Source organism: Streptomyces sp. NPDC032198 (genome assembly GCF_040636975.1).
In the GTDB taxonomy this organism is placed as follows: Bacteria; Actinomycetota; Actinomycetes; order Streptomycetales; family Streptomycetaceae; genus Streptomyces.
Window position 1 is genome coordinate 340,829 of record NZ_JBEZVL010000002.1, and the last position, 21,005, is coordinate 361,833.

Sequence of the window (21,005 nt, forward strand, 5' to 3'; positions counted from 1 at the left end):
TGAGCCTGCCGCCCGGCACTGGCGTTCCGCTAACACCTGACTAATGAATCGTTCACGCAGCTCACAGAGCTCACATGGAGGAGTCCGGCACGGACCGGCGCGGCTCCTCGGCGCGGGGCCGGGGGGCCGCCGCGGGCCCGGGTGCTTCCAGGCCGCGGGCGAAGAGCCGCACGAGGTCGTGCAGGACGTAACGCCCCGATCCCTCCTCCTGGATCAGGTGGGCCGCGGCGAGGCGGTCGAGCCCCTGGTGTGCGGCGGCCACGTCCATGCCCGCGAGGGAGGACGCCGCGTGCGCGTCCACGTCAGGGGTGGAGGCGTGGGCCAGCCAGGCGAGCAACCGGGTGTCACTTCCCGGGAGTTGGGCCACGGAGGTGCGCAGGGCGGCCGCGACGCCGGTGTCCTCGGCGGAGAGCAGGGCCAGCCGCTGCTCTCCGTCGGCGAGTTCGGCGGCGAGTCCGGCCACGGTCCGCTGGGGGCGCCCGATGAGCCGGGCGGCGGCGATGCGCAGGGCCAGCGGGAGGCCGTCGCAGAGGCGGGCGATCCGGCGTACGTCCACGGAGTCGGCGTCCAGGCCGGGCCGTTGCCCCAGGGCGCGCAGGAACAGCTCGGCGCCGTCGCGCTCGCCGAGCATGCCGACCGGCACGGGCCGCGCGCAGTCCGACGCGACGAGGCCGTCGAGGCGGTTGCGGCTGGTGATGAGGGTGGTGCAGTGGGGCGCGCCGGGCAGCAGCGGGCGGACCTGGGCGGAGTCGTGGGCGTTGTCGAGTACGACGAGGACGCGCCGCTCGGCGAGGAGCGAGCGGTAGAGGGCCGCCGCCGGTTCGATGCCGGCGGGCACCTCCTGCTGCCGCACGCCCAGGGCGAGGAGGAACTCCCGCAGGATGCGTTCGGGGTGGGCGGGGGCGCCGCCGCTGAAGCCGCGCAGGTCCGCGAAGAGCTGGCCGTCCGGGTGGGGGGCCGCGTGGTGGTGCGCCCACTGCAGGGCGAGGGCGGTCTTTCCCACGCCCGCGGCGCCGGTGAGGAGGACGATCGGCGCCTCCGTCTCCTCGACGAGTACGGCCTTCAGGGCGGCGAGCTGCTCCTCACGGCCCGCGAAGGCGCGGGGAGCTCTGGGCAGGAGGCGGGGGATCACGGGACCCGGCGGAGGGCCTGCCGCAGGGGCGGCCGGACCTGCGGGGGCGGTGGCCGCGGGCCCGGTGCCACGGCTGTCGGCGCCCGGCATCGTGAGCCGTGCCCGCCCTTCGCCGGACTCACGGCCCCGCTCGGCCGGGGACGGCCCCCCACGCTGTACGGGACGGCTGCCCTCGGCGGCCTGAGCGGGAGCGCCGGGAGCCACGGGCGCGCCGGGGCCCCCAGGCGCTGCGGGCCCACCAGGGCCCGCGGGCGCCGCAGGGAACGCGGGAGCACCGGGCGAGGCGGGAGCACCGGGAGCGCCGGGCGCAGTCTTCGCGCCCCCCAGGCCCAGGTCGTACCGCCCCCGGCGGCGCGGCGGCGGATTGCCCAGCATCGGGTGGGCCCCGGTGTCTGGCTCACCGGCGAGGATCTCCTCGTAGGCCCGGCGCAGCTTCTTGCCGGGGTCCACGCCCAGCTCCTCGGCAAGGAGCTCCCGCGTCCGGTTGAAGTACTCCAGCGCCTCGGACTGCCGGCCGCACCGCTGCAGCGCCCGCATCAGGGCGGCCACCAGGCTCTCCCGCAGCGGGTGCTGGACCGATTCCGCGGTCAGCAGGCCCACGGCCTGCCCGTGCGAGCCGAGCCGTCCGTACGCGTCGGCGAGTTGCTCGACGGTGACGAGGCGGCTCTCCTCCAGGCTCCGCGCGGCGGCCAGCATCGGCTCCGTGGCGACGGTGCCGGTCAGCGCGGGTCCGTTCCACAGCGCGAGCGCCTCCCGCAGCATCAGGGCCGCGTCCGAGGCCTCCCGCTGCCGCCCGGCCAGCGTGACGAGGTCCTCGAAGCGGTTGACGTCGAGCAGGGTTTCGGGGAGCTGGAGGGAGTACGCACCGCCCTGCGTGGCGAGTTCGACGCCGTACGCGTCGAGGCCCGCCTCGACGAGCAGGGCGCGCAGCCGGGAGATGTGCCCCTGGATGACGGTGCGCGCGTGCATCGGCGGTTCGCCGTCCCACAGGGTCTCGGTCAGGGCGTCCACCGATACCGGCGTACCCGCCCGCAGCAGCAGCGCCGCGAGCAGGCTGCTGCGCTTGGCGGGGCCGAGGGGGACGGATCCGCTGCCTCCGGCGACGGTCACCGGCCCGAGCAGCTGGAACTCCACCTGGCCTCAACTCCTTTGCCGTGCCTGTGCCGCACGCCTGGACAACGTCTCGAATAACGCTTCGAACAAGGCACAAGACTATCGCCGGGCCCGGCAGCCACGGAGATGGCTGCCGGGCCCGGCGAAAAGGAGCGGCTGAAACGTCCGCCCGCGAGCGGGCGGGCCGTCAGTAGCGGTGGTGGTGGTCGTCTTCCGTCTCGACCACGGTCGCGCCCGGGGGCACGACTGTCTTGCGGCGCGCGTTGGTGAACGCGGCGACGCCGATCACCCCCACGGCCATCATGATCAGACCGGTGATGGTGAGGTTGATCCCTTCCATCTCCCAGTCGGTGGCGAACGCGAGGATGGCGCCCGCGGCGATCAGAATGATGCATCCGCCCAGGCCCATGTGGACCGCCTCCCTAAGTCGTGGCAGGGCTCCCGGGTACCCGGGCCCGGCACGGTCACACAGAGAAGCGGAAATACTCCTTCAGCCTTCGAGGAACGCCACAAGGGCGTTGGCCAGCAGATGCGGGTCGTCCGCCCCGCACAGCTCGCGCACGCTGTGCATGGAGAGGATCGCGACGCCGATGTCGACGGTCTTGATGCCGTGCCGGGCCGCGGTGATCGGCCCGATCGTCGTGCCGCAGGGCATGGCGTTGTTCGAGACGAACGTCTGGAAAGGCACCCCGGCCTTCTCGCACGCGGCGGCGAAGACGGCCCGTCCGGCGCCGTCCGTGGCGTACCGGTTGTTGACGTTGACCTTGAGGATCGGGCCGCCGTTGGCGCGCGGGTGGTGCGTCGGGTCGTGCCGCTCCGCGTAGTTGGGGTGCACGGCGTGGCCCGTGTCGGAGGAGAGGCAGACGGTGCCGGCGAAGGCGCGCGCCCTGTCCTCGTACGTGCCGCCGCGCGCGAAGACGGAGCGTTCGAGCACCGAGCCGAGGAGCGGGCCGTCCGCGCCCGTGTCGGACTGCGAGCCGTTCTCCTCGTGGTCGAAGGCGGCGAGCACGGGGATGTACGGCAGGGAGTCGGCGCCGTCCGCCGTGGCGACGGCGGCCAGCGCCGCCGTACAGGCGTGCACGGAGAGGAGGTTGTCCATCCGTGGGCCCGCGATGAGGTCGCGGTCGCGGCCGAGGTAGGCGGGCGCCTCGACGGGGTGCGTCATCAGGTCCCAGCCGGTGACGTCGCCGGGGGCGAGCCCCGACTCCTCCTCCAGGAAGGCGATGAGATCGCCCTCGTGCACATCGTCACCGAGCCCCCAGATGGGCTGCATGTGCTTCTGCTTGTCGAGCTTGAGGCCGTCGGCGACCACCCCGCGGTCCATGTGGATCGCCAGCTGGGGGACCCGCAGCAGCGCCCGGTCGATGTTCACCAGGCGCGTCGAGCCGTCCCGCAGCGAGAGCCGGCCCGCCAGGCCTAGGTCGCGGTCCAGCCAGGAGTTGAGCAGCGGCCCGCCGTAGATCTCGACCGCGACCTGCCGCCAGCCGTGCGCACCGCTGTCGGGCTTCGGCTTGACGCGCAGGTTCGGGGAGTCGGTGTGGGCGCCGACGACGCGGTACGGGGTGTGCGCGGACGCCCCCTCGGGGACGAACCAGGCGATGATCGCGCCGCCGCGCAGCACGTACTTCCCGCCGGTCGAACCGTCCCAGGCGTCGGTCTCCTCGACCTGCCGGAAACCGGCCTTCTCCAGCCGCTCCGCGGCGCTCGCCACCGCGTGGTACGGCGAGGGGCTTGCCGCCAGGAAGGTCAAGAGGTCGTCGGAGTGGCCGCGGTCGAAGGCAAGAGCGGTGCGCGGAGCGCTCTTTGCAGGGGTGGCGGCGGGAGACGGGAGGGCGGGTGTGCTCATGGCTTCCAGCCTAGCTAGCGGTCACCCCCTGGTGCGGGGGGCCTTTTCCGGGAGGTTCTGTACCGGATGTGCCCGTAACCGGGACAGCTGTACCGCCGTTCCGTGCAGGATCTCCCCGTCCACCGGCCCCCGGGAAACGACCGTGGCCCGCCCCCGTAACCGGAAGCGGGCCACTCTGGAGTGTCGGGAGAGGCTAGAACGCCGCCTCGTCCAGGTTCATCAGGTCCAGCTCCACGCCCTCGGCGAGCTTCCGCTCGGTGGCGACGGACGGCAGGACGTTCGCGGCGAAGAACTTGGCCGCGGCGATCTTGCCCGCGTAGAAGGCCTTGTCCTTCGCGGAGGCCGTCTCCAGCTTCTCGGCGGCGACGGCCGCGCCCCGCAGCAGGAGGTAACCGACGACGACGTCGCCGGAGACCATCAGGAGGCGGGTCGTGTTGAGACCGACCTTGTAGATGGACTTGACGTCCTGCTCGGTGGCCGCGAGGTCCGTCAGCATGACGCCGACGATGGCCTCCAGGTCGACGGCGGCCTTGGCCAGCTCCTCGCGGGCCCCGGCCAGGTCCTCGCCCCCCGCGGCGACCGCGAGGAACTTCTTGATCTCCTCGGCGAGGCCGTTCAGCGCGGCACCCTGGTTGCGGACGATCTTCCGGAAGAAGTAGTCCTGGCCCTGGATGGCCGTCGTGCCCTCGTAGAGGGTGTCGATCTTGGCGTCCCGGATGTACTGCTCGATCGGGTACTCCTGGAGGTACCCCGAGCCGCCGAACGTCTGGAGCGACTGCGCCAGCTGCTCGTACGACTTCTCCGAGCCGTAGCCCTTGACGATCGGCAGGAGGAGGTCGTTGAGCGCGATCAGTGCCGACGCGTCCTCGCCCGCCGCCTCCTTGATCTGGATGTCGTCCTGGACGGCCGCGGTGTGCAGCACGAGGGCGCGCATGCCCTCCGCGTACGCCTTCTGCGTCATCAGCGAGCGGCGCACGTCCGGGTGGTGCGTGATGGTGACCTTGGGGGCCGTCTTGTCCATGAACTGGGCCAGGTCCGGGCCCTGCACGCGCTCCTTGGCGTACTCCAGGGCGTTCAGGTAGCCCGTCGAGAGCGTCGCGATGGCCTTCGTGCCGACCATCATGCGGGCGAACTCGATGATCATGAACATCTGGCGGATGCCGTCGTGCTTGTCGCCGATCAGCCAGCCCTTGGCGGGGTGCTGGTCGCCGAACGTCATCTCGCACGTGTTGGAGGCCTTGAGGCCCATCTTGTGCTCGACGTTCGTGGCGTAGACGCCGTTGCGCTCGCCCAGCTCGCCGGTCTCCCAGTCGAACTCGTACTTCGGGACGAGGAAGAGCGAGAGGCCCTTCGTGCCGGGGCCGTGGCCCTCGGGGCGGGCGAGGACGTAGTGGAGGATGTTCTCCGACATGTCGTGCTCACCGGACGTGATGAAGCGCTTCACGCCCTCGATGTGCCAGGAGCCGTCCTCCTGCTTGATGGCCTTCGTGCGGCCCGCGCCGACGTCCGAACCGGCGTCCGGCTCGGTCAGGACCATCGTCGAGCCCCACTGCTTCTCGACGGCGATCGCGGCGATCTTCTTCTGCGCCTCGTTGCCCTCGTCGTGCAGGATGCCCGCGAACGCCGGACCGGAGGAGTACATCCACACGGCCGGGTTGGCGCCGAGCAGCAGCTCCGCGTAACCCCAGATCAGGGAGCGGGGAGCGGTCGTGCCGCCGATGCCCTCGGGCAGGCCGAGGCGCCAGTACTCGGAGTCCATGAAGGCCTGGTAGCTCTTCTTGAAGGACGCCGGCACGGGCGCGGTGTTGGTGGCCGGGTCGAAGACCGGCGGGTTGCGGTCGGCGTCCTCGAAGGACTCGGCCAGCTCGTTCTCGGCGAGGCGGCGCAGTTCGTCGAGGATGCTCTTGGCGGTGTCGACGTCCATCTCCGCGAACGGGCCGGTGCCGTACAGCTTGTCGCGGCCGAGTACCTCGAAGAGGTTGAACTCGATGTCGCGGAGATTCGACTTGTAGTGCCCCATGGCGACGGCTCCGTAAGCAGAAAGGGAGTAAGTACCAGCAAGTAGCTACGATGATGCTACCCGCCAGTAATAAGAAGCAACCCCTAATGGGTCATCTGTGACTCACTACTCGTGCGGGCTCAGTACTCTTGCGGGCATGTACGGCTACGACCAGAGCCCAGGCGCCCAGCAGCAGTACGCCCCGCCCGGGGCCCAGCCGCCGCCGCAGCAGATGTCCGGCGGAGCGGGCGGGTACGCGCAGCAGCCGCCGCTCTATCCCGAGCCGTCGCCCCCGTCCCTCGCGGACGCGGTGCGCGCCTTCACCACGGGGTCGATGTCCGCCGAGGACTTCCAGCAGGTCTTCGCCACCTCGAAGGTCTACTGCCCGCGCGGCGACAACCCCGGCTTCCTCGCCCTGCACAACACCCAGCAGCCGGTGATCCCGATGTTCACCTCCCTCAAGGAGCTGCGCCGGTACGCGGGCAAGGAGTCCAAGTACTTCGTGATCACGGGCGCCGAGGTCATCGACCTCCTCCCCACCGGGTACGGCTTCGTCCTGGACATGGAGGGCGAGCACCGCATGGTCTTCGACGCCAAGGCCGTCGAGCAGATGGTCGACTTCGCGATGCGCCGGATGTATGGCTAGACGCCATTGCTGCGCGGACGGCTAGCCGCCGCCGAGAACAAGCCACCGAGACGCCCGGAGGGAATTCCCTCCGGGCGTCTCGCGTTCCCGGTGGCAAGAAGTTCTACGTTCAACTAAAGTGGACGTACGAAGAAGGAGGCACGACATGCCCGCTGTGACCGTCGAGAACCCGCTGACCCTGCCCCGTGTGGCCGCGTCCGGCGACGCCGTGGCCCGTCCCGTGCTCGCCGTGACGACCGCGCCCAGCGGTTTCGAGGGCGAGGGCTTCCCGGTGCGCCGGGCGTTCGCGGGGATCAACTACAAGCACCTCGACCCGTTCATCATGATGGACCAGATGGGTGAGGTGGACTATGGAGCGGGCGAGCCCAAGGGCACGCCCTGGCACCCGCACCGCGGCTTCGAGACGGTCACGTACCTGATCGACGGCACCTTCGTGCACCAGGACTCGAACGGGGGCGGCGGCACCATCCAGAACGGCGACACCCAGTGGATGACCGCCGGCAGCGGCCTCCTGCACATCGAGGCCCCGCCGGAGTCCCTCGTCCAGTCCGGCGGCCTCTTCCATGGCCTCCAGCTCTGGGTGAACCTGCCCGCGCGGGACAAGATGATGGACCCCCGCTACCAGGACATCCGCGGCGGCCAGGTCCAGCTCCTGACCTCCCCCGACGGCGGCGCGCTCCTGCGCGTCATCGCGGGTGAGCTCGACGGGCACCAGGGCCCCGGCATCACGCACACGCCGATCACGATGATCCACGCGACGGTGCGCCCGGGCGCCGAGGTCACGCTGCCCTGGCGCGAGGACTTCAACGGCCTCGCGTACGTCCTCGCCGGGCGCGGCACGGTCGGTGCCGAGCGCCGCCCGGTCCACCTGGGCCAGACGGCGGTCTTCGGCGCGGGCTCCTCGCTGACCGTCCGCGCGGACGAGAAGCAGGACGGGCACACCCCCGACCTGGAGGTCGTGCTGCTCGGCGGGCAGCCGATCCGCGAGCCGATGGCGCACTACGGGCCGTTCGTGATGAACAGTCAGGCCGAGCTCCAGCAGGCCTTCGAGGACTTCCAGAAGGGCCTGCTCGGCACGGTCCCCGCCGTGCACGGCATGTAGGCACGGCTGTTCGGCGCACACGACGTGCGGGGCCGCACGGCCCGTGCTCGGGTAGGAGGGTGAGCACCCTTCTGCCCGAGCCCGCACGCCGTACCGCTGCCTGGTGCGTCTTCCTCCTGCTCGTCGCCGGCGTGGCCGCCGTGGCGATCTGGCTCTTCGTCACCTTCAAGACGGCCGTCACCCCGGTGCTGCTCGCCCTCCTGGGCACGGCGCTCCTGGGACCCGTCTACCGCTGGCTCCTCAAGATGAAGGTGCAGCGGTCGCTGGCGGCCGGGCTCACCTGCGCGGCCGTCGTCGCGGTCGTCGGCGGCGCCATGTACATCGTGGTCAAGGCCCTGATCGACACCGGCGACCAGATCATCGCCTCCCTGAAGCAGGCCGCCGCCGACCTCTCCGAGCACTTCGGTGCCGCGGGGACCTCCCTGGACGACATGGCCTCCAACGCCAAGGACCTGCTGGGCAAGTTCGGCGGCTCCGCCGCTTCCGGGGTGATCAGCGGGCTCAGCGTCGTCGGCGAGATGATCGCCATGGCCGTCCTCGCGCTGCTCCTCGTCTTCTTCTTCCTGCGCGACTCCGACCGGGCACTCGGCTCCATGCGCTCGCTCGCCCCGCGCGGCACCGCCGACACCGTCGAGGCGATGGGCCGCCGGGCCTTCGAGGCCGTCGAGGGCTTCATGCGCGGGACCACGTTCATCGCGCTGATCGACGCCATCTGCATCACCGCCGGGCTCCTGATCCTGCGGGTGCCGGGGGCGTGGGGGCTCGGCGCGCTCGTGTTCATCGGCGCCTACATCCCCTACCTGGGCGCGTTCATCTCCGGAGCCGTCGCCGTGCTCGTCGCACTGGCCGACCGGGGCTTCGTCATCGCGCTGTGGGCGCTCGGGGTCGTGCTGGCCGTACAGGTCCTGGAGGGGCACGTGCTCCAGCCGGTGATCCAGAGCCGCACGGTGCAGATGCACCCGGCGGTCGTCATGCTGGCGATCACCGCCGGGGCGTCCGTGGCCGGAATCCTGGGGATGCTGCTCGCGGTGCCGGTGACGGCGGCCGCGTTCGGGGTGATCTCGGAGCTGCGGGAGCGCTATCCGGCAGGCTCGGCCCCGACCGGGTCCGATGCCTCGGCGGGGCCGTCGGAGGGCTCCACGGCACCCTCGTAGAGCTCGAACCAGATGCTCTTGCCCTCGCCCCTGGGGTCCACCCCCCACTCGTCGGCGAGCAGCTCCATCAGGACCAACCCCCGCCCGGACGAGGCCAGTTCACCGGGGTGGCGCTTGTGCGGCAGGTCGTCGCTGCCGTCCGAGACCTCGGCCCGCAGCCGCCGCGAGCCCGGCTCCCCGATGACCTCGGCGACAAGCAGCGCGTCGCCGTCCGTGTGCACCAGTACGTTCGTGATCATCTCGGAGACCATCAGGACCGCCGAGTCGACCTGGTCCTCCACCGCCCAGTCGTGCAGCAGCTCCCGCACATGGCGCCGCGCCCCCGCGATGCGCTCCGGCTCGGCCTGCGCGACCGTCAGGACGGTGCGGCGGGCGGGGGTGCGATGCGCGGGGTGGCCCGCCCTGCGGAGCAGCAGGACCGCGATGTCGTCCTCGCGGCGGTCCACCAGGGGCCCGGTGTTCTGGTGCGAGGAGGGCCCGTGCACGGCCTGTACGAGGGTGTCGGCGAGCTCTTCGAGGCCGTCGTCGCCATCACCCCCGTCCTCCTCAAGAATCTTGCGGATCCGCTTCCAGCCGCTGTCCAGGTCGTGGCCGCCGGTCTCGATGAGGCCGTCGGTGCAGACCAGCATCGTCTCGCCGGCCTCCAGGACGAGGCGGGTCGTGGGGTAGTCCGCGTCCGGGTCGATGCCGAGCGGCAGGCCGCCCGCCGTGGGGCGCAGCAGGACCGTTCCGTCACTCATCCGTATCGCCGGCTCCGGATGGCCCGCGCGGGCGATCTCCAGGACGCCGGTGGCCGGGTCGGCCTCCACGTAGAGGCAGGTCGCGAAGCGCGGATCGGCGGGGTCGCCCCCCGCGTCGCCGTCCGAGCCGATCGTGATGCCGTCCGTGATCCCCGACAGGAAGCGCGTCGCCCGGGAGAGCACGGCGTCCGGCCGGTGCCCCTCGGACGCGTACGCGCGCAGGGCGATCCGCAGCTGCCCCATCAGGCCCGCGGCCCGCACATCGTGGCCCTGGACGTCGCCGATGACGAAGGCGATGCGGCCGTTGGGCAGCGGAATCATGTCGTACCAGTCGCCGCCCACCTGGAGCCCGCCGCCGGTGGGCACATACCGCGCGGCCACGGTCATCCCCGGGATGCGCGGCCCGAGCAGCGGCAGCATCGAGCGCTGCAGCCCCTCCGTGAGCTCCCGCTCCGACTCGGCGACCCCGGCCCGCGACAGGGCCTGGGCCAGCATCCGGGCCACCGTCGTCAGGACGGAGCGCTCGTCCGGCGTGAACGAGACGGGGTAGGCGAAGGCGGCCAGCCAGGCGCCCATCGTGCGGCCCGCGACGGTCAGCGGCAGGAACGCCCACGACTGCCGGTCGAAGGGCCGGGCCAGCGGCCACGTGGCGGGGTAGCGGCGGTGATACTCCTCCGGCGACGAGAGATAGACCGCGCGGCCCGTGCGCACCACCTCCGCCGCCGGATAGTCCGTGTCCAGCGGCATCGCCGAGAAGGGCAGGTCGTCGCCGGGCTGGTGGCCGTAATGCCCGATGATCTTCAGCCGGTCGCCCTCGACCCCGAAGACCCCGAGCCCGTCCGGCGAGAACCCCGGCATGGAGAGCCCGCTGGCCACCCGCAGCACCTCCTCGGTCGACCGGGCCTCGGCGAGCGCGCGCCCCGCGTCCAGCAGGAACGCCTCGCGGGAGCGCCGCCAGTCACCGGTGACCGGGGTGCGGGCCGCGGCGCCCGGCGGGGGCTCGCTGACCTCCTGGAGGGTGCCGATGAGCTCGTACGACTGCCTGGCCTCGTCCACGATCGGCTTGGAGCGGCTGCGCACGATGCGCAGGACCCGCCCCTGGTCGTCCATGATCCGCAGCCGGGCCTCGGCGAGGGTGCCCTCGGCGACGGCGAGCTGGACCACCCCGTCGATCTCGTTCCAGTCGACGGGGTGGAAACGGGAGCGCACGCCCGCCTCGGTCAGGACCTGGCCGTGCGGGGGAAGACCGAGCAGCCGGGCCGCCTCGGCGTCGAGCGTGACGGTGCCGGCCGCGTTGTTCCAGCGCCACAGGCCGGTGGCGATGGCGGCGAGGACGTCCCGTACGGGAGGCAGGGGTTCGTCCCCCGCCTGCTGCAAGGGATCGTCGGTGCGCATTGACCCACTTTAGGAAGATCCGCGGACACACCGCCACCGCCGGGGGCGGTGCGGAGCGCTCCAGGAGTGATCCGCGAAGTAATACGGAAAGCGATCTCCGCCCGGACGGTAGCCTTGGGGACTGTCTGCTCTCTCCCCTATTCGCGAAGACTGGATGAACGAAGATGCATCGGTACAGGTCCCACACCTGCGGCGAGCTCCGCGCCTCTGACGTCGGCTCCGACGTCCGGCTGAGCGGCTGGCTGCACAATCGCCGAGACCTGGGTGGCATCCTCTTCATCGATCTGCGCGACCACTACGGCATCACGCAGCTGGTGGCCCGCCCCGGCACCAAGGCCGCCGAGGTCCTGGACAAGCTCTCCAAGGAGACGGTCGTCCGGGTCGACGGCAAGGTCGTCTCGCGCGGCGCGGAGAACGTGAACCCCGAGCTGCCCACCGGCGAGGTCGAGATCGAGGCCGCCGAGGTCGAGGTGCTCGGCACCGCCGCCCCGCTGCCCTTCACGGTCAACGCGGACGACGGCGTGAACGAAGAGCGACGCCTGGAGTACCGCTTCCTGGACCTGCGCCGCGAGCGCATGCACCGCAACATCATGCTGCGGTCCTCGGTCATCGCCTCGATCCGCTCGAAGATGGTCGCGCTCGGCTTCAACGAGATGGCGACGCCGATCCTCGCCGCGACGTCCCCCGAGGGCGCCCGCGACTTCGTCGTGCCGTCCCGCCTGAACCCGGGCAGGTTCTACGCCCTGCCGCAGGCCCCGCAGCAGTTCAAGCAGCTGCTCATGATCTCGGGCTTCGACCGCTACTTCCAGATCGCGCCGTGCTTCCGCGACGAGGACGCGCGCGCCGACCGCTCGCCGGGCGAGTTCTACCAGCTCGACGTCGAGATGAGCTTCGTGGAGCAGGAAGACGTCTTCCAGCCCATCGAGAAGCTCATGACGGAGATCTTCACGGAGTTCGGCAACGGCCGCGAGGTCACCTCGCCCTTCCCGCGCATCCCGTTCCGCGAGTCGATGCTGAAGTACGGCAACGACAAGCCCGACCTGCGCGCGAAGCTCGAACTGACCGACATCACGGACATCTTCGCCGACTCCGAGTTCAAGGCGTTCGCCGGCAAGCACGTCCGCGCCCTCCCGGTCCCGGACACGGCCTCGCAGTCCCGCAAGTTCTTCGACGGCCTCGGTGACTACGCGGTCGAGCAGGGCGCGAAGGGTCTGGCCTGGGTGCGCGTCGCCGAGGACGGTTCGCTGACGGGCCCGATCGCGAAGTTCCTGACGGAGGCGAACGTAGAGGAGCTCACGAAGCGCCTTGGCCTCGAAGCGGGCCACGCGGTCTTCTTCGGCGCGGGCGAGTTCGAAGAGGTCTCCAAGATCATGTCGGCCGTCCGCGTGGAGGCCGCCAAGCGCGCGGGCCACTTCGAGGAGGGCGTCTTCCGCTTCTGCTGGATCGTCGACTTCCCGATGTACGAGAAGGACGAGGACACCGGCAAGATCGACTTCTCCCACAACCCCTTCTCGATGCCCCAGGGCGGCATGAAGGACCTGGAGGAGAAGGACCCCCTCGACATCCTCGCCTGGCAGTACGACATCGTCTGCAACGGCATCGAGCTGTCCTCCGGCGCCATCCGTAACCACGAGCCCGAGGTCATGCTCAAGGCCTTCGAGATCGCGGGCTACGCGCGCGAGACGGTGGAGCAGGAGTTCGCGGGCATGCTCCGCGCCTTCCGCCTCGGCGCCCCGCCGCACGGCGGCATCGCCCCCGGCGTCGACCGCATCGTCATGCTCCTCGCGGACGAGCCGAACATCCGCGAGACGATCGCGTTCCCGCTGAACGGCAACGCGCAGGACCTGATGATGGGCGCCCCCTCCGAGCTGGAGGAGTCCCGTCTGCGCGAGCTGAACATCCAGCTGCGCAAGCCGGTGGCCTCCGGCAAGGGCGACGCGGACAAGTAAGCCTGGAAGCTGACCAGTTGAGGGCCCGGAACCGTTCGGTTCCGGGCCCTTTCCTATGGGGACGTGACGCACGACGGGACGTAGCGGCGGCCTAGGAAAGCTGCTCCTGCCCCAGCAGTTCCACGATGCTGGAGAAGCTGTCCGCCGCGTGGCCCGCGGCCATTCCGCGGCGGAACAGGTCCGCCACCGCCGTCGGCAGCGCGGCGTCCACCCCCGAGTCGGTGTGGGTGTCCACGACGTGCTGCATGCTGGCCAGGCCCATCGCCAGGCGGTCCACGTCGCCCTCGTGGTTGCCCGCGTCGATGCGGGACGAGTAGAAGGACAGGAACTCCGGCATCCCGGTCATGTTCAGCGAGGCGTACGGGAGGATGTCCGTGGCCGACAGGCCGTTGGCCTTGGCGAGGGCGACCGCGTACCAGTAGCTGGAGACGCTGGTCCAGAAGATGACCATGTTGAGCTGGTACATCAGCGCCGCGAGGCCCGCGTCCTCGCCCCGGTAGTCCGTCTCGCCCGTCAGCACCTCAAGGGTCGCGCGGTGCTTCGCGTACGCCTCGCCCGGGCCGCTGTAGAACGTCGACGACCCGGGCTTTCCGATGCCGGAGGGCGGCACGAGCACGCCTCCCGTGAGGTGGGCGGCACCGTGCCCGGCCGCCCACTTCGCCGCCTCGCGGGCCTTCTTCGGGGTGTCCGAGCTGAGGTTGACGATCACGCGGCCGGAGAGGGCCGCTGCCGCCGGCTCCAGTACGGAGTACATCGCGTCGTAGTCCGTGAGGCTGAGGATGACCAACTCGTTGGCGGCGACGGCCTCCTCGGGGCTGGCGGCGAGCGTCGCGCCGCGCTCGACCAGATCGTCGGCGCGGGACGCCGTGCGGTTCCAGAGGGTGACCTGATGGCCCTTGTCGAGCAGGGCGGTGGCCATCGCGTGGCCCATGGGACCGAGGCCGATCAAAGTGACTGGGCTGGCGTTCACGTATTACCTCCACGAGTAGGACTCGAACTAAAACCGAGCGCTACGACAACTAGAACGAGCGCTCTATCTAGAGCGTGGAGGAAACGTAGCACGGCTCTGGAACGAACGCTCTAATTAGATGCGAGGTAGGGTGTCCGCATGCCTCGGACCAGCAGCGCAGCCGCAAAGACCGGCACCCGCGACCGCATCGTCATCGCCGCCGCACGACTGCTGCAGCGTCAGGGCTATGTCGGCACCGGCATCAAGCAGATCGCGAAGGACGCGGAGGCCACGCTCGGCTCCGTCTACCACTTCTTCCCCGGCGGGAAGGAGGCCGTCGCGGTGGCCGCGATCACCCACAGCGGCGAGGAGTTCGCCGTGCTGCTGCGCGACGCGCTGACCACGGTCGACGCCCCCGGCGCCGCGATCGAGGCCTGCGTGGCGGAACTGGCCGTGGGGCTGCGGGAGTCGGGCTGGATCGACGGCTGCCCCGTCACGGCGGCGGCCCTGGAGACGCTGGGCACGGACTCGGAGATCCAGCGGGTGTGCGCGGCGGCGCTGGCGAGTTGGGAGCGGCTGGTCGAGGAGAAGCTGCTCGGCGCGGGCTTCGCCGCGCGGGACGCGCGGGAGCTGGCGACCACCGTGATCAGCGCCATCGAGGGCGCCGAGGTCACGGCCCAGGTCAACCGCAGCGAGGAGCCGCTACGGGCCGTGGGGCGTCAGTTGGCACGGCTCGTGGGGTCGTACGAGGTAGAAGCGGGCGGCTGAGGCTGCTGACCGAACCAGTCGGCGCACGGCGCGATCCAGCCCACGGGGCGGTGGTTCACGTGGTGGGCGAAAGGTGCCGCTGTGCCGCCGTTGTTGCATCGCGTCGCGGGTGGCTCATGCCAGCCGCTCGGTTGTTGAATCCCGTCGCGTCCGGCTCACGCCGTTCGCTCACACGGCCGGTGAGTGCGACGCCGCGTCGGCGGTGGCCTCGGCCCACTCCGCCACCAGCTTTTCGTACTCGAGGTGTTGCTCGGGGCGAAGATATCCGCCGGTGCGCAGCCAGAGCGCACGTATCTCCTCGTTCACCTCGGCCGCGGGGCGCGGCCGGTCGGGGGTGCCGGGAGTCGTGGTCATACAGTGAAGCGTACGTATGAAGATGTGAAGACGACGTGAGTTCTGGTCGAATGTGATCGGTATCGCTATTTGACCCGCATGAATCAGCCAAGTTGGGCAAGAAGCAGAGGCCTGGCGGCGCGTATCCGGTGGCCCGAGATGCGAGAAAGTCCCGGTGCCGACCCGTGATCACGGGCCGCCACCGGGACTTTTCTGCATGCGCTCAGGCCTTCGGCTCCTCCAGGCGCGGGAACAGCACCGCGCCCTTCGTCACCGTCGCGCCCACCGGGAGCTGGCCCCACGTGCCCGCGGACTGGACCTGCTGGTCGGCGAGGGCGCCCAGCGAAACCTCGGCGCCGAGCGAGTCCCACAGCTTCTGCGAGGTCTCCGGCATGATCGAGTTGAGCAGGACGGCCACGGCGCGCAGCGACTCCGCCGCCGTGTAGAGGATCGTCGCCAGGCGGGCCTGGCCCTCCGGCGACTCGTCCTTGGCCACCTTCCACGGCTCCTGCTCCGTGATGTAGCCGTTGACCTGCTTGACGAAGGCGAAGACCGCCAGGATGCCGCCCTGGAAGTCCAGCTCCTCGCCGATCTTCAGGTCGGCTGTCGCGACCGCCTTGGCCAGGCCTTCCTGGACCGCCTGCTCGGCGGCACCGACCGCCGTCGCCTCGGGGAGCGCCCCGCCGAAGTACTTGCCGACCATGGCCGCCAGGCGCGAGGCGAGGTTTCCGTAGTCGTTCGCGAGCTCGCTCGTGTAGCGGGCGGTGAAGTCCTCCCACGAGAACGAGCCGTCCTGGCCGAACGCGATGGCGCGCAGGAAGTACCAGCGGTACGCGTCGACGCCGAAGTGCGAGGTGAGGTCCTGCGGCTTGATGCCCGTCAGGTTCGACTTCGACATCTTCTCGCCGCCGACCATCAGCCAGCCGTTCGCCGCGACGCGGCCCGGCAGCGGCAGACCCTGCGCCATCAGCATCGCGGGCCAGATCACCGCGTGGAAGCGCAGGATGTCCTTGCCGACGAGGTGGACGTCGGCGGGGAACGTTGACTTGAACTTTTCCTCGTCCGCGCCGTAGCCGACGGCCGTGGCGTAGTTGAGGAGAGCGTCGATCCAGACGTAGATGACGTGCTTGTCGTCCCACGGGACCTTGACGCCCCAGTCGAACGTCGAGCGCGAGATCGACAGGTCCTGCAGGCCCTGCTTGACGAAGTTCACGACCTCGTTGCGCGCCGACTCCGGCTGGATGAAGTCGGGGTTCGCCTCGTAGTGGGCGAGGAGCCTCGGGCCGTACTCGCTGAGCTTGAAGAAGTAGTTCTCCTCCTTGAGGAGCTCCACCGGCTTCTTGTGGATGGGGCAGAGCTTCTGCCCCTCGAACTCGCTCCCGGCCTCGCCGTCGATCAGGTCGCCGGGGAGCTTGTACTCCTCACAGCCCACGCAGTACGGGCCTTCGTAGCCGCCCTTGTAGATCTCGCCCTTGTCGAAGAGATCCTGGACGAACTCCTGCACGCGGTCCGTGTGACGCTTCTCCGTCGTGCGGATGAAGTCGTCGTTCGCGATGTTCAGGTGCTCCCAGAGAGGCCGCCAGGCCTCGTCCACGAGCTTGTCGCACCACTCCTGGGGCGTGACGTCGTTCGCCTCGGCAGTGCGCATGATCTTCTGACCGTGCTCGTCCGTGCCGGTGAGGTACCACACCTTCTCGCCGCGCTGACGGTGCCAGCGCGTGAGCACGTCCCCTGCAACGGTCGTGTAGGCGTGGCCCAGGTGAGGAGCGTCGTTTACGTAGTAGATAGGGGTCGAGACGTAGAACGCCTTCGCGTTCTCGCCCGCTCCCCGCTTCTCGGATCCAGTGGCCGCCATGGTCGAAATCCTAACGGCCATGGAGCGGGCGATTCACCTCGATTCCAGGGGGTGGACCCGGCGGTCCACCCCCTGTCACTCCTGCACTACGGGCGCCAGGCCGCCAGCAGGCCCTCGTACAGCTCCGCGTCGGTGAGCTCGCGGGGGGTGGGGCCCGCGTGGAAGAAGGCGGCGTTCTCCGCCTTCAGCTTGCGCAGGTAGTCGAAGCCCTTCGCCTCGTGCTCGCCGAACGCGACGAACTGGAAGAAGAGGGGGTGCTTGGCCGCGTCCGCGAGGGCCTGGTTGGCGGGGCCCTTCGCGTCCGGGGGGCCGTCCGTCTGGAAGACGACGAGGGCGGGCTCGCCCTTGTGCTCCGACTTCTCGTAATGGGCCACGACCTCTTCGATCGCGGCGTGGTAACTGGTGCGGCCCATGCGGCCGGCCGCCGCGTGCAGCTCGTCGACGCGGCCCTCGTGCTCGGGGAGCGTGAGGGCGCCGGTGCCGTCGATCTCGGTGGAGAAGAGGACGACGTGGACGGTGGGGGCCTCGGGGTCCGGGGCGGTGTGCGCGGCCAGGGCCAGCACCTGCTCGCCCAGGCTCTGGGCGGAGCCGTCCTTGTAGTACGAGCGCATGGACCCGGAGCGGTCCAGCACGAGGTAGACGGGGGCGCGCACCCCGGTGAGCTCCCGCTTCTGCAGGGCCTGGCCGGCGGCCTTGTACGCACTCACGAGCCCCGGGGCCCGATTCTTCAACTTCGCAGCACTGAGAGCGGGCTTCGCCGGGGCGACGGGGGCCTCGGGCTCCGCCTCTGCCGGGGCAGCGACGGGGGCTTCGGGCTTGGCCGGGGTGGCGGGGGCGACCGGCGCCTCCTCCGCCACGGGGGCGTCCGTCGCAGCGGCGGCGGGCTCGGCCACCGGCTCGGCTTCGACCGGGGCCACAGCGGTGACGGACTCCTCGGCCGGCTCGGGGCCCGTGGGGGTCGCTTGTTGTGGGCAATCGTCCCGCTGGGCGATTGGGGTCTCCCCTGCTCGAGCGGAGCCGAGAGCTTGGGGAAGGGTGGGTACAACTGGCGGTTCCGGGGCAGCGGCGTCCGCGACAACCGCCGTGGGCTCCGCCTCGGCCTCCGGGGCGGCAGTCTCGGCCTCCGGCTCCACGGCCTTGGGGGCCTCCGGCTCCACGGCCTCGGGGGCCTCCGCCGCCTCGGGGTCCGGGGCGGCAGCCTCGGGGGCAGTCTCGACCTCGGGGGCAGCCTCAGCCTTCGAAGGCTGAGGCTCCGGCGTCGGCTCCGGCGAAGGTGCCGGCACCGTCACGCGGTCGCGGTCGAACGCCGCCGCGACAAGATCGTCCACCGCCGAAGGCGAAGGCTCGGACGACGGTCCCGGAACCGTCGCCTTCGGCTCGGCAGCCGGCGGCACCCGCTCGGACGACGGCGCCGGAACGGTCGCAGAGGTGGCGGAAGCGGCAGAGGAAGAGGTGGCCGCCTCAGAGGCCTCCGCAGCCCCCGCAGCCTCAGAGGTCTCCGCGGTCAGCGAAGCCTCCCCGGCCCCCGGGGTCTCCCGGCTCTCCGGAGCTTCCGGGCTCGCCCCGGGCTCCGGAGCCTGATCCCCCTTGCGTGACGACCGTCCGAACGCGTTCCGCAAGGCACTCAGAATGCCCATGGGTGCACCCCTTCGCGTGAGTTGATTCCCGATAACCCCTGGCCAGGGCGGACACGTAAGGTTAGCCGCCGCGATAGGCGATCTTGGTGAGGGTCGCCCAAGCGTCACCCTCACCGAGCACACGCAGCTCAACTGCCCTCTGTGCGCCCGCGATTCACCTCCCGTTCACCCTCAGGCCGTCGCCCTGCCGACCTCCGCGCCTAGCGTCACGGCGGAATCAAGCCATGCCCATCCAGCGGAGGAAACGTGCCCAAGCTGCTGCCGATCATCACCTCGCACCAGGGGAGCGGCGGCCGTTCCGCCATGACCTGCCGGTTCCGGTGTGGTGATGCCTGCTTCCACGAGGTGCCCAACACCAGCGACAACGAGTACGTCGGCGACGTCATAGCCGGCGCGCTCAGCCGCCGCTCCATGATGCGCGCCGCCGCCGTCGTGACCGTGGCGACCGCCGCGGGCGGCGCCGTACTCGCGGGCCCCGCCGCCCCCGAGGCCGCCGCCGAGGCCGGGAAACCGGCGGCGCCGACGAGCGACAAGAGCAACAAGAGCAAAAAGGGAGCGCGCGGTCTCCGCTTCACGCCCGTAGCGCCCAACACCGCCGACTCCGTGACGATCCCGGACGGCTACGCCCAGAACGTCGTCATCCGCTGGGGCGAGCCCATCCTCCGCGGCGCCCCGGCCTTCGACGCGGACCAGCAGACCGCGAAGGCGCAGGCCGGACAGTTCGGCTACAACAACGACTTCCTGAGCCTCCTGCCGCTGCACCGCGAGCGCGGGCGTCAGGTCCTCGTGGCCAATCACGAGTACACCGACGAGATTCTGATGTTCAAGGGGTACGACGCCGCCAACCCCACCCGCGAGCAGGTCGAGATCGCCTGGGCCGCCCACGGCCTCTCCGTCGTGGTCGTCGAGGAGGAGCGCAGGAGCGGGAAGCTGACCGCCGTCACGCGCCACCAGCTCAACCGCCGTCTCACCGCCACCAGCGAGTTCCGGCTCACCGGCCCCGCCGCGGGCAGCGCGTTCGTCCGTACGAAGGCCGACCCGCGCGGCACCACCGTCCTCGGCACCCTGAACAACTGCTCGGGCGGCACCACGCCGTGGGGCACGACCCTGCACGGCGAGGAGAACTTCAACCAGTACTTCGCCAACGCGGAGAAGGTCACCGAGCCCACCGCCGCCGCGCGCCTCAAGCGCTACGGCGTCATCGGCGCGGCCTCCGAGCGCAAGTGGGAGCGGTTCGACGACCGCTTCGACCTCGCCAAGGAGCCCAACGAGGCCAACCGCTTCGGCTGGGTCGTCGAACTCGACCCGTACGACCCCGACTCGACCCCGCGCAAGCGCACCGCGCTCGGCCGCTTCAAGCACGAGGCCGCGCAGCCGCGCCTCACGCACGACGGCCGCCCGGTGGTCTACATGGGCGACGACGAGAAGTTCGACTACTTCTACAAGTTCGTCAGCAGCAAGCGCGTCGCCAAGGGTTCGTCCCGCGCCGCGCACGCGCACAACCTCACACTCCTCGACGAGGGCACGCTGTACGTCGCCAAGCTGACCGGCGACTCCCCCGCCGGTGACATCGACGGCACCGGCAAGCTGCCCGCCGACGGCGAGTTCGACGGCAGCGGCGTCTGGATCCCGCTCGCCACCGCGGGCCCCGAGGGCCACGCCGTCTCGCACGTCGAGGGCATGACCGCCGAAGAGGTGTACGTCTTCACGCGCCAGGCCGGTGACAAGGTCGGCGCCACCAAGATGGACCGCCCCGAGGACATCGAGCCGTCGCCGCACACCGGCAAGGTGTACGTCGCGCTCACGAACAACTCCGACCGCGGCAAGGCGGGCAAGGCCCCGGCCGACGAGGCCAACCCGCGCAACCTCAACAAGCACGGGCAGATCCTGGAGCTCACCGAGCGCCGCAACCGCCCGGAGTCGACGACCTTCGCCTGGTCGCTCTTCCTGGTCGCGGGCGACCCGGAGGACCCGGCCACGTACTTCGCGGGCTTCCCGAAGGACAAGGTCAGCCCGATCTCCTGCCCCGACAACGTCGCCTTCGACCCGCACGGCAACCTGTGGATCTCGACGGACGGCAACCAACTCGGCTCGCACGACGGCCTGTTCGGCGTCGCGACCAAGGGCGACCGGCGCGGTGAGCTCAAGCAGTTCCTGACCATGCCGACGGGCGCGGAGACCTGTGGCCCGCTGGTCCAGGACCGTCGCGTGCTCGTCTCGGTGCAGCACCCGGGCGAGGTCGACGGCGCGTCCGTCGAGAAGCCCGCGAGCGCGTGGCCCGACGGCGCCGGCAGGATCGTCCGTCCGTCGGTCGTCTCCGTGTGGCGCAAGGACGGCTGCGACATCGGCGTCTGAGCAGGCCGAGCACGACCACGTACGCGTCTGGG

15 protein-coding genes are annotated in these 21,005 nt (G+C 70.7%); 6 read left to right on the plus strand and 9 right to left on the minus strand.

Features of this window, described 5'->3' with window-relative positions:
• Positions 1 to 70: 70 nt before the first annotated feature.
• From AB0E78_RS06730 to AB0E78_RS06745, 4 genes are all read right to left on the minus strand, one after another.
• On the minus strand, positions 71 to 2,266 hold the full coding sequence (locus tag AB0E78_RS06730; protein ID WP_361829048.1) for a BTAD domain-containing putative transcriptional regulator: 2,196 nt from the start codon (positions 2,264 to 2,266) through the stop codon (positions 71 to 73).
• 166 nt (positions 2,267 to 2,432) lie between these two features.
• Entirely contained in the window at positions 2,433 to 2,654 is a 222-nt protein-coding gene (locus AB0E78_RS06735; protein WP_361829050.1) for a DUF6458 family protein, read from the minus strand.
• Positions 2,655 to 2,735: 81 nt separating this feature from the next.
• Entirely contained in the window at positions 2,736 to 4,091 is a 1,356-nt protein-coding gene (locus AB0E78_RS06740; protein ID WP_361829052.1) for a M18 family aminopeptidase, read from the minus strand.
• Between the two features lie 193 nt (positions 4,092 to 4,284).
• Positions 4,285 to 6,111 carry an acyl-CoA dehydrogenase gene (locus tag AB0E78_RS06745; RefSeq protein WP_361829054.1) on the minus strand — a complete coding sequence of 609 codons (1,827 nt, stop codon included), beginning with the start codon at positions 6,109 to 6,111 and terminating at the stop codon, positions 4,285 to 4,287.
• 136 nt (positions 6,112 to 6,247) lie between these two features.
• On the opposite strand from AB0E78_RS06745, the gene AB0E78_RS06750 reads away from it, so the two are divergent.
• The 3 genes from AB0E78_RS06750 to AB0E78_RS06760 all read left to right on the plus strand — a co-directional run bounded on the left by AB0E78_RS06750 (position 6,248) and on the right by AB0E78_RS06760 (position 8,992).
• Positions 6,248 to 6,736 carry an SseB family protein gene (locus tag AB0E78_RS06750; protein ID WP_361829056.1) on the plus strand — a complete coding sequence of 163 codons (489 nt, stop codon included), beginning with the start codon at positions 6,248 to 6,250 and terminating at the stop codon, positions 6,734 to 6,736.
• Positions 6,737 to 6,881: 145 nt separating this feature from the next.
• Positions 6,882 to 7,838 carry a pirin family protein gene (locus tag AB0E78_RS06755; protein WP_361829058.1) on the plus strand — a complete coding sequence of 319 codons (957 nt, stop codon included), beginning with the start codon at positions 6,882 to 6,884 and terminating at the stop codon, positions 7,836 to 7,838.
• Positions 7,839 to 7,897: 59 nt separating this feature from the next.
• Positions 7,898 to 8,992, plus strand: a complete 1,095-nt coding sequence (locus tag AB0E78_RS06760; RefSeq protein ID WP_361829059.1) for an AI-2E family transporter — start codon at positions 7,898 to 7,900, stop codon at positions 8,990 to 8,992.
• Here the strand turns inward: AB0E78_RS06760 and AB0E78_RS06765 are convergent.
• On the minus strand, positions 8,917 to 11,127 hold the full coding sequence (locus AB0E78_RS06765) for a SpoIIE family protein phosphatase (protein WP_361829060.1): 2,211 nt from the start codon (positions 11,125 to 11,127) through the stop codon (positions 8,917 to 8,919). The genes AB0E78_RS06760 and AB0E78_RS06765 overlap by 76 nt on opposite strands.
• 164 nt (positions 11,128 to 11,291) lie before the next feature.
• Between AB0E78_RS06765 and aspS the strand changes: the two genes are divergently transcribed.
• Positions 11,292 to 13,076 carry an aspartate--tRNA ligase gene (gene aspS, locus AB0E78_RS06770; RefSeq protein WP_361829062.1) on the plus strand — a complete coding sequence of 595 codons (1,785 nt, stop codon included), beginning with the start codon at positions 11,292 to 11,294 and terminating at the stop codon, positions 13,074 to 13,076.
• Between the two features lie 91 nt (positions 13,077 to 13,167).
• Here aspS and AB0E78_RS06775 read toward each other — a convergent pair whose 3' ends face one another.
• Positions 13,168 to 14,046: an NAD(P)-binding domain-containing protein gene (locus tag AB0E78_RS06775; protein ID WP_361829064.1), complete on the minus strand. Its 879-nt coding sequence runs from the start codon at positions 14,044 to 14,046 to the stop codon at positions 13,168 to 13,170.
• Between the two features lie 138 nt (positions 14,047 to 14,184).
• Between AB0E78_RS06775 and AB0E78_RS06780 the strand changes: the two genes are divergently transcribed.
• The gene (locus tag AB0E78_RS06780) at positions 14,185 to 14,793 is read left to right on the plus strand and encodes a TetR/AcrR family transcriptional regulator (protein ID WP_361829066.1); all 609 of its coding nucleotides are present in this window, start codon (positions 14,185 to 14,187) and stop codon (positions 14,791 to 14,793) included.
• Positions 14,794 to 14,961: 168 nt separating this feature from the next.
• On the opposite strand, the gene AB0E78_RS06785 is transcribed toward AB0E78_RS06780, so the two are convergent.
• The 3 genes from AB0E78_RS06785 to AB0E78_RS06795 all read right to left on the minus strand — a co-directional run bounded on the left by AB0E78_RS06785 (position 14,962) and on the right by AB0E78_RS06795 (position 18,309).
• The gene (locus AB0E78_RS06785; RefSeq protein WP_361829068.1) at positions 14,962 to 15,147 is read right to left on the minus strand and encodes a hypothetical protein; all 186 of its coding nucleotides are present in this window, start codon (positions 15,145 to 15,147) and stop codon (positions 14,962 to 14,964) included.
• Positions 15,148 to 15,349: 202 nt separating this feature from the next.
• Positions 15,350 to 16,981 (minus strand): methionine--tRNA ligase, encoded by a 1,632-nt coding sequence (gene metG, locus AB0E78_RS06790; protein ID WP_361829070.1) that lies wholly within the window; start codon positions 16,979 to 16,981, stop codon positions 15,350 to 15,352.
• Positions 16,982 to 17,067: 86 nt separating this feature from the next.
• Positions 17,068 to 18,309 (minus strand): VWA domain-containing protein, encoded by a 1,242-nt coding sequence (locus tag AB0E78_RS06795; RefSeq protein ID WP_361829072.1) that lies wholly within the window; start codon positions 18,307 to 18,309, stop codon positions 17,068 to 17,070.
• A 555-nt stretch (positions 18,310 to 18,864) separates the two neighbouring features.
• Between AB0E78_RS06795 and AB0E78_RS06800 the strand changes: the two genes are divergently transcribed.
• Entirely contained in the window at positions 18,865 to 20,973 is a 2,109-nt protein-coding gene (locus AB0E78_RS06800) for a PhoX family protein (protein WP_361829074.1), read from the plus strand.
• Positions 20,974 to 21,005 lie beyond the last annotated feature (32 nt).

Coding starts and splice junctions, on each gene's coding strand:
- AB0E78_RS06755 (WP_361829058.1), top strand. CDS start 6,882: ATGCCCGCTGTGACCGTCGAGAACCCGCTGACCCTGCCCCGTGTGGCC.
- aspS (WP_361829062.1), top strand. CDS start 11,292: ATGCATCGGTACAGGTCCCACACCTGCGGCGAGCTCCGCGCCTCTGAC.
- AB0E78_RS06735 (WP_361829050.1), bottom strand. CDS start 2,654: ATGGGCCTGGGCGGATGCATCATTCTGATCGCCGCGGGCGCCATCCTC.
- AB0E78_RS06785 (WP_361829068.1), bottom strand. CDS start 15,147: ATGACCACGACTCCCGGCACCCCCGACCGGCCGCGCCCCGCGGCCGAG.
- metG (WP_361829070.1), bottom strand. CDS start 16,981: ATGGCGGCCACTGGATCCGAGAAGCGGGGAGCGGGCGAGAACGCGAAG.
- AB0E78_RS06765 (WP_361829060.1), bottom strand. CDS start 11,127: ATGCGCACCGACGATCCCTTGCAGCAGGCGGGGGACGAACCCCTGCCT.
- AB0E78_RS06750 (WP_361829056.1), top strand. CDS start 6,248: ATGTACGGCTACGACCAGAGCCCAGGCGCCCAGCAGCAGTACGCCCCG.
- AB0E78_RS06780 (WP_361829066.1), top strand. CDS start 14,185: ATGCCTCGGACCAGCAGCGCAGCCGCAAAGACCGGCACCCGCGACCGC.
- AB0E78_RS06745 (WP_361829054.1), bottom strand. CDS start 6,111: ATGGGGCACTACAAGTCGAATCTCCGCGACATCGAGTTCAACCTCTTC.
- AB0E78_RS06740 (WP_361829052.1), bottom strand. CDS start 4,091: ATGAGCACACCCGCCCTCCCGTCTCCCGCCGCCACCCCTGCAAAGAGC.